The 15,933-nt window shown below is 54.7% G+C and carries 13 protein-coding genes; 9 read left to right on the forward strand and 4 right to left on the reverse strand.

The genetic code is table 11. The features are described from left to right. Positions 1–7: 7 nt before the first annotated feature. Positions 8–316, reverse strand: a complete 309-nt coding sequence (locus M495_RS16250) for a type 1 fimbrial protein (protein ID WP_041414761.1) — start codon at positions 314–316, stop codon at positions 8–10. Between the two features lie 317 nt (positions 317–633). On the opposite strand from M495_RS16250, the gene M495_RS16255 reads away from it, so the two are divergent. From M495_RS16255 to yejF, 8 genes are all read left to right on the forward strand, one after another. Next, a complete protein-coding gene (locus M495_RS16255; protein ID WP_020827773.1) occupies positions 634–1,608 on the forward strand; it encodes a CobW family GTP-binding protein in 975 nt (324 codons plus the stop codon). Positions 1,609–1,660: 52 nt separating this feature from the next. Next, on the forward strand, positions 1,661–2,365 hold the full coding sequence (locus M495_RS16260; protein ID WP_020827774.1) for a phosphatase PAP2 family protein: 705 nt from the start codon (positions 1,661–1,663) through the stop codon (positions 2,363–2,365). Positions 2,366–2,780: 415 nt separating this feature from the next. Further along, the gene (gene mepS / locus M495_RS16265) at positions 2,781–3,356 is read left to right on the forward strand and encodes a bifunctional murein DD-endopeptidase/murein LD-carboxypeptidase (protein ID WP_041414762.1); all 576 of its coding nucleotides are present in this window, start codon (positions 2,781–2,783) and stop codon (positions 3,354–3,356) included. A 345-nt stretch (positions 3,357–3,701) separates the two neighbouring features. After that, the gene (locus M495_RS16270) at positions 3,702–5,288 is read left to right on the forward strand and encodes a cyclic di-GMP phosphodiesterase (RefSeq protein ID WP_041414764.1); all 1,587 of its coding nucleotides are present in this window, start codon (positions 3,702–3,704) and stop codon (positions 5,286–5,288) included. 89 nt (positions 5,289–5,377) lie between these two features. Then, complete coding sequence (locus tag M495_RS16275) at positions 5,378–7,186, forward strand: extracellular solute-binding protein (protein WP_020827777.1); 1,809 nt, start codon at positions 5,378–5,380, stop codon at positions 7,184–7,186. 10 nt (positions 7,187–7,196) lie between these two features. Then, on the forward strand, positions 7,197–8,291 hold the full coding sequence (locus M495_RS16280) for a microcin C ABC transporter permease YejB (RefSeq protein ID WP_020827778.1): 1,095 nt from the start codon (positions 7,197–7,199) through the stop codon (positions 8,289–8,291). Further along, a complete protein-coding gene (locus M495_RS16285) occupies positions 8,288–9,313 on the forward strand; it encodes an ABC transporter permease (RefSeq protein ID WP_020827779.1) in 1,026 nt (341 codons plus the stop codon). Before M495_RS16280 ends, M495_RS16285 begins: the two co-directional genes overlap by 4 nt. A gap of 1 nt (position 9,314) precedes the next feature. Beyond that, complete coding sequence (gene yejF / locus M495_RS16290) at positions 9,315–10,907, forward strand: microcin C ABC transporter ATP-binding protein YejF (protein ID WP_020827780.1); 1,593 nt, start codon at positions 9,315–9,317, stop codon at positions 10,905–10,907. A 9-nt stretch (positions 10,908–10,916) separates the two neighbouring features. Here yejF and M495_RS16295 read toward each other — a convergent pair whose 3' ends face one another. From M495_RS16295 to rsuA, 3 genes are all read right to left on the reverse strand, one after another. After that, entirely contained in the window at positions 10,917–11,261 is a 345-nt protein-coding gene (locus M495_RS16295; protein ID WP_020827781.1) for a YejG family protein, read from the reverse strand. Between the two features lie 603 nt (positions 11,262–11,864). Continuing rightward, the gene (locus M495_RS16300) at positions 11,865–13,073 is read right to left on the reverse strand and encodes a Bcr/CflA family multidrug efflux MFS transporter (protein ID WP_041415525.1); all 1,209 of its coding nucleotides are present in this window, start codon (positions 13,071–13,073) and stop codon (positions 11,865–11,867) included. Positions 13,074–13,112: 39 nt separating this feature from the next. Further along, positions 13,113–13,826, reverse strand: a complete 714-nt coding sequence (gene rsuA / locus M495_RS16305) for a 16S rRNA pseudouridine(516) synthase RsuA (protein ID WP_020827783.1) — start codon at positions 13,824–13,826, stop codon at positions 13,113–13,115. A gap of 309 nt (positions 13,827–14,135) precedes the next feature. Between rsuA and M495_RS16310 the strand changes: the two genes are divergently transcribed. Further along, positions 14,136–15,893 carry a DEAD/DEAH box helicase gene (locus M495_RS16310; protein ID WP_020827784.1) on the forward strand — a complete coding sequence of 586 codons (1,758 nt, stop codon included), beginning with the start codon at positions 14,136–14,138 and terminating at the stop codon, positions 15,891–15,893. The last annotated feature ends 40 nt before the right edge of the window (positions 15,894–15,933 follow it).

A 15,933-nucleotide genomic window follows, 5' to 3' on the forward strand; every position in this document is an offset into this window, starting at 1 on the left:
GAACGACTTAACGATAAACTACCGTCATCACTGCAAGTTTTTTCTGTTGATCCACCCACTTCATTTCGGTCGAACCTAAATTCAGCGGCAGTTCTTTGCGTGTAGCATCAAATTTCGACAGGGCCTGTTGGTCTTGATAGTGCTGCCCATTTCGGTAACATTGCGTATTGGCCGTTGAAGCGGTAACTTTCACCGTACAGGGGCTTTCCACAATAGATCCGACAAAACGAATAACTCCGCCAGTGGTTCCTGCATGACTTACTGCCGTCCATGAAAACAACATTCCTGCGATCAAAAATAACCGAAAGACATTCATGGCAACCTCATTTTTTGTTAAGCCAATTTAAACATAGAGGATCTTCTTAGGAATAATCGCAAGGTAAGGGCATTTATTTGGCGGGTAATCGGGCAATTAACAAAGTTAAAACAAGCTACTAACAACTATTTCCCTTAGGTAATATCCGGTTTTTGCTGGGATTTTTCCTAATGATGATCGCCATTTTGTTGCTTTAAAATGACGTATCTCAATCTGTCGGATTTGTGACTTAACGCAGGGAGAGCAGCGCCATCCTGCCTGGTGAAGTAGAATGGCCAAACTATTGCCCTTAAATTCATTAACATCAGGAATAATTAATGACTAAAACTAACCTGATCACCGGTTTTCTCGGCAGCGGCAAAACCACCACCATCCGCCATTTGCTGGCTAACAAGCCGGAACATGAACGCTGGGCGGTGCTGGTGAATGAGTTCGGTGAAATTGGCATCGACGGCGCGCTGCTGGCTGACAGCGGCGCAGTGTTGAAGGAGATCCCCGGTGGCTGCATGTGTTGCGTGAACGGGCTGCCGATGCAGGTCGGGCTGAACATGTTGCTGCAACAAAACAAGCCTGATCGCTTGCTGATCGAACCCACCGGGCTCGGTCATCCGAAACAGATCCTGTCATTGCTGACGCAAGACAGTTACGCCGGTTGGATCGATCTGCAAGCCACGCTGTGCCTGTTGGATGCACGCCAACTCAGCGAACCGCGCTACCGCGACAACGAAAACTTCCGCGATCAACTGGCGGCCGCCGACATTATTCTGGCCAGCAAAAGCGACACCTATCAGCCGCAAGATCTGATGGCCCTGCAGCAATGGATGGAACAGGATGGCCACCAGCGTCCGCTTTATCATATTGAACGCGGTCAGGCCGATGTCGCGTGGCTCGACCAACCTCGCACTAATCGTACAGAATTACCCGACGCACAACATCATCATAGTCATGCCAAAACGCAGGGCCTGGCCGCATTGCGACTGCCGGAAACTTCCCGCTGGCGTCGAGCGCTCAACCAGGGCCAGGGTTTTAACAGCTGTGGTTGGATTTTTGACGCCGATACGGTGTTCGACACCGTTGGCATTATGGAATGGATACGTCTGGCGCCGGTCGAACGCGCCAAAGGTGTGGTACGTATTGCTGAAGGTACACTTTTAATCAACCGTCAGGGGCAAGATCTCAATATCGAAACGCGCCCTGTTACACCGCTGGACAGCCGAATTGAACTGATTCACAGCGAGAATGCGGACTGGAACGCGTTGCAATCCAAGCTGTTTAGTATTCGTTTAAGTTGAGATCTTTACCGTTAATGCCCTTTTACTCTTTAGACAGACTACAGGTTATGCCATGACTCGCCGCAACTTACCCCTCATCATTTTCTTCAATATATTGGGCATTGTGCTGTTCTTGTCCTGGTTCCTGCCGGCGAATCACGGTTATTGGTTTACTCTGGATTCGGAAATTTTCTTCTTCTTTAATCGTCATCTGGCTACCGATCCCGGTTTTCTGCATCTGGTGGCTATCACCAATAACCGCGCCTTTGACGTCATTTCGCTGCTGGCCATGGGGTTGTTGTACCTGTGCTTTTACCTGCAGCAGGATGGCGCCGGCCGTCGCCGCTTGTTGATTACCGGCGTTGTCATGCTGCTGACCGCCGTGGTGCTGAACCAGCTTGGGCATTTACTGCCGGTCAAACACCCTAGCCCGTCGCTGAGTTTTGAGAACATCAACCGCGTCAGCGAACTGACCGGTATTCCGACTAAAGACGCTTCAGGCGACAGCTTCCCCGGCGATCACGGCATGATGCTGATGATATTTTCCTGCTTTATGTTGCGTTACTTCAACCGTCGCGCGTTCGCCGTCGCACTGCTGATTACGGTGGTATTTTCATTGCCGCGCGTGATGATTGGTGCCCACTGGTTTACCGATATTGCCGTCGGCTCGCTGTCGGTGGTGCTGGTTGGCGCCAGTTGGTGTCTGATGACGCCGTTTAGCGATGTGCTGATCCGGGGTCTGAATCGCCTGCTACCCGGTAAACACCGTCCAGCATAGTCATAACCAATAGTTATGATCCCCAGGAGGCCCGCCGGCCTCCTGATTATTTCCCCACCGCATTTCGTTTATTTCCCCATCAGCGCGTTAACGCTTTCGCCACCTGATTTCACGCAAAACCAACACAACGGACAATCAGCGTTTTTTATATGAAGATTTACATTATGTTACATCACAAATTCATATAAAAAAGGGTGGAAAAAGGCTCGCAATCCCCAATTCGTTACGGTAATCTCGGATGCGTTTGTGCCTGGTTTAACCTGACTCAGCTTCAAATCCACTAAAAATGTGCGTTCCAGCACGTTTTCAGAGGTAACTGATTGTCGTTAAAACAGCTGCAGATTAGTCTCGTTCCGTTTGGCATTTTTCAGGTAGCGACTGACGTCGTTAAGGACTTCAAGGGAAAACAATAACAATGGTCAAATCTCAACCGTTTCTGAGATATTTTTTGCGGGTAGTACCTGCAATTGCCGCAGCGGTAATGCTCTCCGCGTGCAGCACGACTCACACTTCGAACTTGAATAACGCACAAACTGAGATGCGTGCAGTTAATGACAAAGACGGTCTTTTACTGCAAGCCTCTCAGGATGAATTCGAAGCAATGGTCCGTAACGTTGACGTCAAGTCAAAGATTATGGATCAGTATGCAGACTGGAAAGGCGTTCGCTACCGTTTAGGCGGTGAAACCAAGCGCGGCATCGATTGCTCAGCGTTTGTACAGCGTACTTTCCGCGAACAGTTTGGCATGGACTTACCGCGTTCGACCTACGAACAGGAAGACATGGGCAAGAAAATTTTGCGCACCAAACTGCGTCCTGGCGATCTGGTGCTGTTCCGCGCCGGCTCAACCGGGCGCCACGTCGGCATCTATTTAGGTAACGATCAATTCGTTCATGCCTCTACCAGCAACGGCGTGATGATTTCGAAACTGAGCGATAACTACTGGAATAAACGTTATCGCGAAGCCCGCCGGGTGCTTACCAGCAGCTGACGGCGCATGACCTGATTGTCCTGAATACCAAACGAGCGATAGAACGCTGCCTTCGGGCAGCGTTTTTTTTTGCACCGCTGTCTGCTCCGGATTGAGATCTTATTATCCGTTCGCAGCGCTTTGCCCCTACCCCAGTATTTCGCGATATTATTTGTAGGAAACTACGCACCGATGAAAAACTCACCTATTATCGTCAAATGGGATAATGGTAGTCATGCCTGATTTAAACGATTAACAACCGTTAAATAATCGATGAATAATGACTGCAACAGCGCCGTTGGGATATATTACGCAGTCACTCTATAACAAAAACAAATTGATACGCCGTGCTCAGGGGGCAGGTTTATGGGCTTGAAAAGGGCATTTGCACGCCACGTCTCTCACAGACGACGCAGTTTGGCTAAAAGCGCCATCGTAGCCCTGGTCTTTTTTATCCTGTTCGTGGCGATTACACTCTCTCTGATTGACCATCAGCGCACGCAATATCAACATCGGGTCGAGCAACGCACGCAAAAATTCACAGCCGATACGCTTAATGATCTGACAACCATCATGCAGCAGTTAATGCCGCTGATTGACCGCCCCTGTTCTGCCAGCCAACCGGATATTACTTACCAGGCCGCTTTCCATTCCGGCGTACGCACTTTTATGCTGGTAAAAAATGGCTTTGCCTATTGCTCTTCGGCCACCGGCGAAATGATGCTGGCGCTGAAAAACATCTATCCGGAGATTGACCCGCATCAGTCGTTGGATCTCAAATTGCAGCAGGGAACGCCGCTGGTACCGGGGAAACCGGCAGTAGCCGTCTGGTTACGTCAACCAGGAAAAGAAGACACCGGTGTGCTGGCGACGCTGGATATCGCGCTTATGCCCTATCAGTTGTTTACCTCTCGCCCGGAGCGGGCACCGGCGATTGCTATTATCTTGGGCGATCGTGCGCTGACCAGCTTTAGTCCGAATTTAATGCCGGTGAACCAGTTACCGAACGAGAAAGCCGATCGCATCTCTATCGCCGGCACGCCGATGACCATTCTGTTTTATAACCAAAAGCTGACGCCCAACGATATTCGCCTCACCCTGATGGGCAGCCTGGTACTGTCATTAATGATCGGCGTACTCTGTTATTACATGCTGTTGCTGCGCCAGAGCCCGGAACGCGCCCTGATGCGCGGTATCAAACGCAACGAATTCTTTATCGAATATCAGCCGGTGTTCCATACCCAAAGCGGCACCATCGGCGGACTGGAAGCCTTGATCCGCTGGCAGCATCCGATTGAAGGCCGCATCCCGCCGGATCTGTTTATTCCCTATGCCGAAAGCGAAGGGCTGATTGTGCCGCTAACGCGCCATCTGTTCCGCCTGATTGCCGAAGATGCACCCAAGTTGGCGACGGCGCTACCGCAGGGGGCCAAGCTCGGTCTGAACATCTCCCCTTCCCACCTTAGCGCCCCCTCCTTCCATCACGACGTGTATGAATTGCTGGCGCAACTGCCGGGCGATTACTTTACGTTGGTCTTTGAGATTACCGAGCGTGGCATGGTGGAAGAAGGCAATGCGCTGGCGGAGTTCGACTGGCTGCACCAGCAGGGCATCGAGATCGCCATTGATGATTTCGGTACCGGCCACAGCGCGCTGATCTATCTGGAACGCTTTAGCATGGATTATCTGAAAATAGATCGTGGTTTCGTTAACTCCATCGGCCAGGACACGGTCACCGCCCCGGTCCTGGACGCGGTGATTTCGCTGGCGAAAAAGCTGAAGATGCAAACCGTAGCGGAAGGCGTAGAAACCGCAGAACAGGTGAGCTTTCTGCAGGAACAGGACGTGAATTTCATGCAGGGATATTATTACAGCAGACCACTGAGCATCGACAACTTCGTGGCCTTCTGCAATGCCCATACCGTGATGGATCATCAGGCGCTAAAGGGCTGATCTTTTAACTTCTTTACCCTGCGGCACGGCGGCAAATGTTATGCTGGCCGCAGGCTTAATTGACTTTACAGCAGGAGCTTACCGTCAAGATGTCCGTGCGCGTTTTTGCTGCCCTGGTGCTCTCAGCACTGAGTTTCGGTCTGCAGGCTGAAACCCTCAATGAAAGCTATGCTTTCGCCCAGCTCGGTGAGCCCAAGTACTCCACCGATTTTAGCCATTACGACTACGTTAACCCGGCGGCGCCCAAAGGTGGCGATGTGCGGCTGGCAGCGATCGGCACCTATGATAACTTCAACCGCTACGCCCCCCGCGGCGTGCCCGGCGAACGCACCGACGCATTGTATGACTCTCTGTTTACTACCTCGGACGATGAAATAGGCAGCTACTACCCGCTGATTGCCGAATCTGCCCGCTTCCCGGCCGACATGCGCTGGGTAGAGATCGATATCAACGCCCGCGCCCGCTTCCACGATAGCACGCCCATCACCGCCGCCGACGTGGCCTTCACCTTTAACAAGTTTATGACCGAGGGCGTACCGCAGTTTCGCGTCGCCTACAAAGGCATTACGGTCAAGGCTATCTCACGTCTGACGGTACGTATCGAATTCCCGCAGCCGGATAAAGACAAACTGCTGGGGCTGTTTAGCCTCCCCATATTGCCGCAAAGCTTCTGGAAAGATCACAAGTTGAATGACCCCCTGAGCACGCCGCCGCTCAGCAGCGGGCCGTACAAGATTGCCAGCTACCGCCTAGGCCAATATATTACCTATCAGCGCGTGCGAGATTATTGGGCGGCTAACCTGCCGGTTAACCGTGGCCGTTTTAACTTCGACAGCATCCGCTACGACTACTACCTGGACGATAAAGTTGCGCTGGAAGCCTTTAAGGCCGGTGCCTATGACTTCCGCATTGAAGGCTCGCCAAAAAACTGGGCAACCCAGTACCAGGGGGGCAATTTCGCACGCAACTATATAATCAAACAGGACGAAACCAACCAGTCGGCGCAAAATACCCGCTGGATGGCCTTCAACATGAGACGCCCGCTGTTTGCCGACCCCAAGATTCGCGAGGCGATCACGCTGGCGTTTGATTTTGACTGGATGAACAAGGCGCTGTATTACAATGCCTATCAACGCACCAACAGCTATTTCCAAAATACGCCTTACGCCGCCAGCGGTTATCCTGACGCGGCTGAATTGGCGCTGCTGGCACCGCTGAAGGGCAAGGTACCGGCGGAAGTCTTCACCAGTATCTACCAGCCACCGTCCTCCGACGGCAGCGGCAACGATCGCCAGAACCTGCTGAAAGCCACGCAATTGCTGAACCAGGCCGGCTGGGAAGTGAAAAACCAGCGGTTGGTGAACAGCAAAACCGGCCAGCCCTTCAGCTTCGAACTGATGCTGCTGAGCGGCAGCAACTTCCAGTACGTATTGCCGTTCCAGCACAACCTGAAACGGCTGGGCATCGATATGCAGATCCGTGAGATCGACATATCCCAATTCACTAAGCGTATGCGAGACGGTGATTTCGACATGATGCCGACGGTCTATTTGGCTATGCCCTTCCCAAGCTCCAGCCTTGAGACGCTTTGGGATTCCAAATACATCAACTCCAGTTGGAATACCCCCGGCGTCACCGATCCGGCCGTCGACAGCCTGGTCAGGCAGATCGCCGCGCACCAGGGCGACGAGAAAGCCCTGCTGCCGCTGGGCAGGGCGTTGGATCGGGTACTGACCTGGAACAGGTACATGCTGCCGATGTGGTATTCCAATCACGATCGCTACGCGTACTGGGACAAATTCTCCACGCCGCCTATCCGCCCGGCCTATGTGATCGGCTTCGATAACTGGTGGTTTGACGTCAATAAGGCGGCGCGTTTGCCGACTCAACAACAATAAGGAATCTGCGATGGCGGCTTATTTAATTCGCAGACTGCTGCTGATTATCCCCACCCTGTGGGCGATCATCACCATTAACTTTTTTATCGTGCAAATTGCGCCCGGTGGCCCGGTCGATCAGGCCATCGCCACTATCGAAATGGGCCAGAGCAGCGGCTTCGGCGGCGGCGGAACAGGCGACGGCCTGGGACATGCGCGTACCGGCGTTGCCAGTGCCACGGACAGTCAATACCGCGGCTCCCGCGGGTTGGATCCGGAAGTGATCGCCGAAATCACCAAACGCTATGGCTTCGACAAGCCGCTGCACGAGCGCTATTTCACCATGTTGTGGAATTACATGCGCCTCGACTTCGGCGACAGCCTGTTCCGCGGCGCGTCGGTGATGCAGCTGGTCGGTCATAGCCTGCCAGTCTCCATTACGCTGGGGCTGTGGAGTACGCTGATCATTTACCTGGTGTCGATCCCGCTGGGGATCCGCAAAGCCGTACATAACGGCAGCGCCTTCGACACCTGGAGCAGTACCCTGATTATCATCGGTTACGCCATTCCCGCTTTTCTGTTCGCCATTCTGATGATTGTGCTGTTCGCCGGTGGCAGCTATCTCGACTGGTTCCCGCTGCGTGGTCTGGTTTCCAGCAATTTCGATACCCTGCCGTGGTACAGCAAAATCACCGACTACCTGTGGCATATCACCCTGCCCGTTCTGGCGACGGTGATTGGCGGTTTCGCCACCCTGACCATGCTGACCAAGAATTCGTTCCTCGACGAGATCCGCAAACAGTACGTGGTTACCGCCCGCGCCAAAGGGTTGGACGAGAACAAAATCCTTTATCGTCACGTGTTTCGCAATGCCATGCTGCTGGTGATCGCCGGCTTCCCGGCGACCTTTGTCAGCATGTTTTTCACCGGCTCTTTACTGATCGAGGTGATGTTCTCGCTTAACGGGCTGGGCCTGTTGGGCTATGACGCCACGCTGCAGCGCGATTATCCGGTGATGTTCGGCACGCTGTATATCTTCACCCTGATTGGCCTGCTGTTGAATATTCTCAGCGATATCACCTATACCCTGGTCGATCCGCGTATTGATTTCGAGGCCCGCCAATGAGCCGCTTAAGCCCAATTAACCAGGCGCGTTGGGCACGTTTTCGCAGCAACCGCCGCGGCTACTGGTCGCTGTGGATTTTTCTGGTGCTGTTTGTCCTCAGCCTGGGGGCCAACCTGATCGCCAACGACAGACCACTGCTGGTGCGCTACGAAGGGCGCCTGTATCTGCCGTTCATCATCGACTACAGCGAGACCACCTTCGGCGGCGAGCTGAACACCGCCACCGACTATCAAGATCCCTTCGTAAAAAAACAGATCGACAGCCACGGCTGGGCGGTTTGGCCGCCGATCCGCTTCAGTTACGACACCATCAATTTCGCTACCGAAGTGCCCTTCCCCTCCGCGCCTTCACGCCACAATCTGTTGGGCACCGACGGTAACGGCAGCGACGTGCTGGCCCGCGTGCTGTATGGCTTTCGTATTTCGATGCTGTTCGGGCTGGCGTTGACGCTGTTCTCCAGCGTGATTGGCGTTTGCGTCGGTGCCGTACAGGGCTACTACGGCGGGCGCATAGACCTGTGGGGCCAGCGCTTTATCGAGGTGTGGTCGGGCATGCCGACGCTGTTTTTGATCATTTTGTTGTCGAGCATCGTACAACCCAATTTCTGGTGGCTGCTCGGCATCACCATTTTATTCGGCTGGATGAGCCTGGTGGGCGTGGTGCGCGCCGAGTTCTTGCGTACCCGCAACTACGACTATATCCGCGCCGCACGCGCCATGGGGGTGCAGGATCGGGTCATTATGTATCGCCATATGCTGCCCAATGCGATGGTGGCGATGCTGACTTTCTTGCCGTTTATTCTGTGCGGCTCCATCACGACCCTGACCTCGCTCGACTTCCTTGGCTTCGGCCTGCCGATAGGTTCCCCGTCGCTCGGCGAACTGCTGCTGCAGGGCAAGAACAACCTTCAGGCGCCGTGGCTCGGCATCACCGCTTTCCTGGTGCTGGCGGTGCTGCTGTCTTTACTCATCTTTATCGGCGAAGCGGTACGCGACGCCTTTGACCCCAGCAAGGCGCATTAATATGGCTAGCACTCCTCTGCTTTCAATTCAGGATCTCGGCGTGGCTTTTCGTCAGGGAGAGGTATTGAACCCGGTGGTCAATGGCCTTTCGCTGCAGATCGAAAAGGCAGAGACGCTGGCGTTGGTGGGTGAGTCCGGTTCAGGCAAAAGCGTCACTGCGCTGTCGGTATTGCGCCTGCTGCCCTCGCCTCCGGTGGTCTATACCGCCGGCGATATCCAGTTCAACGGCAATTCGCTGCTGCATGCGCCAGAGGCCGAGCTGCGCAAGGTGCGCGGCAACCAGATTTCGATGATTTTCCAGGAGCCGATGGTGTCGCTCAATCCGCTGCACACCATTGAAAAACAGCTGGCCGAAGTACTGGCGCTGCATCGCGGCATGCGGCGCGACGTCGCACGCGGCGAGATCATCCAATGCCTGGATCGCGTCGGTATCCGCAATGCCAAAGGACGGTTGAAAGACTATCCGCATCAGCTTTCCGGCGGCGAGCGGCAGCGGGTGATGATCGCCATGGCGGTGCTGACCCAGCCCAAATTGCTGATCGCGGATGAACCCACCACCGCGCTTGATGTGACTATCCAGGCGCAAATTCTACTGCTGCTGAAGGAGCTGAAGCAGGAAATGGGCATGGGGCTGCTGTTTATCACCCACAACCTGAATATTGTGCGTCGCCTGGCGGACAACGTGGCGGTGATGCGCCAGGGCCAATGCGTTGAGCAGAAAGACCGTGTCCGCCTGTTTAGCCAGCCGCAGCATCCTTACACCCAGCAATTGCTGGCGGCGGAGAACGTGGGCGATCCGCTGCCCTTGCCGGCGGATGCCGCTCCGCTGCTGAAGGTGGAAAACCTGCAGGTCAGCTTCCCAATCAAGCGCGGTTTGCTGCGCCGCACGGTCGGTCATCATTATGCACTGAAGGATTTGAGTTTTGAGCTGAAGGCCGGGGAAAGCGTTGGGCTGGTAGGAGAATCAGGTTCGGGGAAAAGCACCACCGGGCTGGCGCTATTGCGTCTGCTGAGTGCCAAAGGCGCTATGTGGTTTAACGGCCAGCCGCTGCACCAGTTCAGCATGAAGCAAATGCTGCCGTACCGCAGCCAGATGCAGATTGTGTTCCAGGATCCTTTCTCGGCGCTGAACCCCCGGCTGAACGTGCTGCAAATTATTGCCGAAGGTCTGGAAGTACACCAGAAACTGAGTGCCGAGCAGCGAGAACAGCGGGTGATCGAGGTATTGCAAGAAGTGGGATTGGATCCTGCTTTGCGCCACCGTTACCCAACCGAGTTTTCCGGCGGCCAACGCCAACGTATCGCCATCGCACGTGCGCTGATTTTACAACCGCAGTTGCTGATCCTGGATGAGCCAACCTCGTCGCTGGACAAATCGGTGCAGGCGCAAATCTTGACGTTGCTGAAATCACTGCAACAACGCCACCGGCTGGCCTATCTGTTTATCAGCCACGATTTACAGGTAGTGCGTTCGCTGTGTCATCAGGTCATTGTATTGCGACAGGGAGAGGTGGTTGAGCAAGGCGATTGTCAGACGATCTTTAACTCGCCCGCCGCCGCTTATACGCAGCAGCTGTTGCAGTTGGCGGACTAGCGGCGGGAGTCAGAAAGGATATTGCGCACTCATGGGTTCGGCGATAGCGGCACCGACGTTTTTGAGCCGGCACAGGGTGGTGCTTTCGTCACAGCGTTGCACAAACAGGCAAGGCTCCCCTTCCCACTCCACGATGGCGCAGTCGACCTGAATCTCCTGCAAAGACAGATTAAGCTGCTGCATGACCTGCCAGGCGTCAGCCCCTTCATGGCTGAGCAGTTTCAGGCCAATCAGGTTGTTATCTTCGTCTATTCCGCTGAGCGGAATCGGTTCGACCTTGACGCCGGTAGAGCCTGATAGCCAACGATAACTTTGCGGCAAGCGATGCACTACCGAAAGTTGGATACTTTCCACATGAAATCCCTAGTTTGAAAAATGAAACGCTTTTAACCTGACAGGGTAACTAAGTTATAGCCGCTGCGTCCCGACTCTGCCGCCCATGAATGTTATTTAAATGTAAATAATGTCACAGACAGTTAACTTACCCCTGCGCTTACTGATGTCCTGCCGTTTTTCAGACACTCTGCGTTGTCGTTTCACAGCATTTTGCGACTCAGCTCGCATTTTTGCGTTATATGTAACCCTTTCCCGCCGCAATCTCAACTCTTTTTTCTCTCAATGCGGTTACTTTTCGCTCTTTATAATTTTACATTGTGGAAACATTTAACTTCTTGACGCCTAGCTCAACCTTAAGTTAATGCCTTGATTATCAATGACCCTAACCTAAACACCCGCCGATTTCCCTTCAAAACCCGGAGTGTAAATACCCGCCGCCGCTTGCCACAGGCAGAGCAATTTATTTAACAAAAAGCACACAGCATGAACGGCAGCCTGTTGATTGGCGTATGGATGCTTAGCAATAAACCGACTGACGTCATTGAAGTTCAGGGAGGCAAAACGGAAGGTGCAACCCACTCAGGCCCAAACGTAACGTTGAGCCTGAGTCAGGGAGGAGAACTACGGCGTATTCGGTGAGGCTTTATGGCGCGGCCGGCTGGCGTATAAATAGAACAGTACCGCAACGATGCTGCACAACGCCATCGAAGAGACCATCGGCCAGGCGCTCTTGCCGGGCGCCATCGCCAGTATCGCGCCCACCAGCGCACCAATACTGAAACGTAGCGTACCGGCCAGAGAGGACGCGGTGCCCGCCATATGCGGGAAATCGTCCAGGATCACTGCCATGGCGTTTGACGAAATCATGGCGATGCAACCCAGATACACCGCCACGCCCAGCACCAACGCCCAGAAGCCGAGGCCGATTGCGCTAACCGCCAGTAACCACAACCCCATCGCCAATTGAACAAACAGGCCCAAACGGAACATTTTGATCGCCCCCAGCCGCCGCACATTGCGGCTGTTGACCAGCGTCGTCAGGAACAAAAACACAATGTTCAGCGCAAAATAGTAACCAAAATGCTGCGGCGATACGTGATTAAGCTCGATATACACAAACGGCCCGGCGCTGAGGAACGAGAACATGCCGGCAAACGAGAAGGCGCTGGCCAGCATGTAGCTCAGCACCCGCTTGTGCCGGAACAATGAAGCGAAGTTGCCCAGCGTGGTTCGCAGATGAAATTTCTGCCGTCGCTCCTTCGGCAGCGTCTCCTTGATAAAGAACGCCACCAGCAACGAACCGATCAGCGCCGCCGCGCCCATGGTCCAGAAAATCGCATGCCAACTGAACCACAGCAGCAGCGCACCGCCGATCATCGGCGCCAGCAAAGGGGCGATGGTCATCACCAGGATGACAAACGACATCATGCGTGAGAATTCGTCCTTGGTGAACATATCGCGCATCAGGGCGTTAATCACCACGCTCGCCGCCGCCGCCGACAGCCCGTGCAGGAAACGCAGGTTGATCAACTGGTCGATCGACTGCGCCATTGCACAGGCGCCGCCGGCAATCGCGAAGATCAGCGTTCCCCACAGGATCACCGGCTTGCGGCCGATACTGTCTGACATTGGCCCGTAGAACAGCTGCCCCAAAGCAAAGCCGAGCATATAGGCGCTGAGCGTCATCTGCACGCTGCCCGCCTCGACGCCGAACTGTTTGGCAATCACCGGCATACTGGGCAAATACATGTCGATAGCCAATGGCATCAGCATGGAAAGCAGGCCCAGAATAAAAATCAAACCGAGGTGAGATGACCGGTTCTGTTGCACGTTCAACGACTCCTTCATCAGCCGTAGTGAAGTAATGAATTAATCCTGCAGGTGCGGTGCGCCCACGCTGGCAATCTCTTCTTCGGTCAGCGGACGGTATTCGCCCTCGGCCAAATCCTCATCCATCACGATGGCACCGATACGTTCGCGGTGCAGTTCGATAACCCGGTTGCCGACCGCCGCAAACATGCGTTTCACCTGGTGATAACGCCCTTCGCTGATGGTCAAACGCACCAGGTTGTCTTCTATCTTTTCCAGTTGCGCAGGGCGGGTCAGATCTTTTTCGTTATGCAACTGCACGCCTTCGGCAAAGCGTTGCGCGGTGTCTTCCGCCAGCGGATGCTCCAGCGTCACCAGATAGGTTTTCTCACAGTGGTGTTTCGGTGAGGTGATGCGATGCGACCATTGACCGTCGTCGGTCATCAGCACCAAGCCGGTGGTATCGATGTCCAGGCGACCGGCGGCGTGCAGCTTATAGGCAACCGGCTCATCGAGGAAATACAGCACCGTCGGATGATCGGGATCGTCCGTAGAACACACGTAACCCTGCGGTTTATTGAGCATAAAGTAGCGCGGGCCCGTGAGCTGCTGCAGCGGGTTGCCGTCAAACGCCACCACCTGCTCCGGAGTCAGTTTCAGGGCTCCGCTCTTAACCACTTCACCGTCGACGGTGACGCGTTTGGCCCGAAGTTCACGCGCTACCAGCGCACGGCTAACACCTAACTGCTGAGATAAAAACTTGTCCAGTCGCATTGAATCTGCTTTGCCTGTCGTTGTTATGATCGCATTGATCGTATTGCTAAAATATGACACCCACCGTTGCACCAGGTGCAACAGGGCAGGTTCGAAGAGGGGGGAACAGCGATTACTGTCACACGAGTATAGCGGCGGAAACGGCCCCCTGACAGAGGTAATTTCCACGCTTCTCGCACCGCGCGCGCTCAGAAGGCATAATAATAGAAATTTTTTAGCCATCAGGGGAGTAGAATGTCACTGTTTTTGTGGGTTCAGATGTTACAAAACCTGTTCCCGATGGCCCTTCTCAATCCACGGCGTTAATTTATGGCCTTTACTCTGCGCCCCTACCAACTGGAAGCGGTCGAAGCCACCATTAAACATTTCCGTCAGCACCCGCAGCCGGCGCTGATTGTGCTGCCGACCGGCGCCGGTAAAAGCCTGGTGATCGCCGAGCTGGCGAAGCGCGCGCGCGGCAGGGTCCTGGTGTTGGCCCACGTGAAAGAACTGGTGGCGCAAAACCACGCCAAATATCGCGCTTACGGACTGGAGGCGGATATCTTTGCCGCCGGTCTGCAGCAAAAAGACAGCGCCGGTAAGGTGGTATTTGGCAGCGTTCAATCGGTGGCGCGCAATCTGTCGCTGTTCGACGGCGCATTTTCCCTGCTGATCATCGACGAATGCCACCGCATCAGTGACGACGACGAAAGCCAGTACCAACAGATTATTCAGCATCTGCAGAAAACCAACCCACAGCTGCGGCTGCTGGGACTGACCGCCACCCCGTACCGGCTGGGAAAAGGCTGGATTTATCAGTATCACTATCACGGCTTTACCCGCGGCGATGCCAGCAGCCTGTTCCGCGACTGCATTTATGAGCTGCCGCTGCGTTACATGATCAAGAACGGCTATTTGGTGCCGCCGGAACGGCTGGACATGCCGATTGTGCAGTATGACTTCAGCCGTCTGGAGGCCAGAAGCAATGGCCTGTTCAGCGAGGTGGACCTGAACCGCGAACTGAAGCAGCAAAATCGCATCACTCCGCATATCATCAGCCAAATCGTGGAATACGCCGAAACGCGTAAGGGGGTGATGATTTTCGCCTCCACCGTTGAGCACGCCCGTGAAGTTCACGGCCTGTTGCCGTCAGGCGAGGCCGCGTTGGTCAGTGCAGAAACCCCTGCCGCCGAGCGCGATGCCCTGATTGAAGCGTTCAAACAGCAGCAATTGCGCTATCTGGTGAATGTGGCGGTACTGACCACCGGTTTTGATGCACCGCACGTTGATCTGATCGCCATCCTGCGCCCAACAGAGTCCGTTAGCCTATATCAACAAATCGTCGGCCGCGGGCTGCGGCTGGCCCCCGGCAAAGAGGATTGTCTGATCCTCGACTACGCCGGGAACCCGCACGACCTGTTCACGCCGGAGGTGGGGGTCAGCAAGCCGCACAGCGATAGCCAACCTGTGCAGGTATTTTGTCCCGGCTGCGGCTTCGCCAACCTGTTCTGGGGCAAGTGCACCGAGAATGGCGATATCATTGAACATTATGGTCGCCGCTGTCAGGGTTGGCTGGAGGACGATGAAGGCCATCGCGAGCAGTGCGATTACCGTTTTCGTTTCAAAAGCTGCCCGCACTGCGGTGCGGAGAACGACATTGCCGCTCGCCGCTGCCATCAGTGTCAGGAGGTGCTGGTCGATCCCGACGATATGCTGAAGGCGGCGCTGAAGCTGAAAGACGCTCTGGTATTACGCTGTGGCGGCATGGAGTTGCAAAGCGGCCGCGATGAAAAAGGCGAGTGGCTAAAGGCGACCTATTACGACGAAGATGGCACCAGCACCAGCGAACGTTTTCGTTTGCAAACGCCGGCGCAGCGCAAAGCCTTTGAAATGCTGTTCCTGCGCCCACATCAGCGTGCGCCTGGGGTGCCGTTCGCTTGGCAAAATGCCGCCGACGTGCTGGCTCAGCAAGCGCTGCTGCGTCATCCGGATTTTGTTGTGGCGCGCAAACGCGGGCAATTCTGGCAGGTACGAGAAAAAGTGTTCGATTATCAAGGACGCTTCCGCCGCGCCAATGAGCTGTACTGATCTTTGCCCCTTGCAAATCAGGCAGGTTTCCATTGCCCTG

The organism is Serratia liquefaciens ATCC 27592 (assembly GCF_000422085.1).
GTDB lineage: Bacteria > Pseudomonadota > Gammaproteobacteria > Enterobacterales > Enterobacteriaceae > Serratia > Serratia liquefaciens.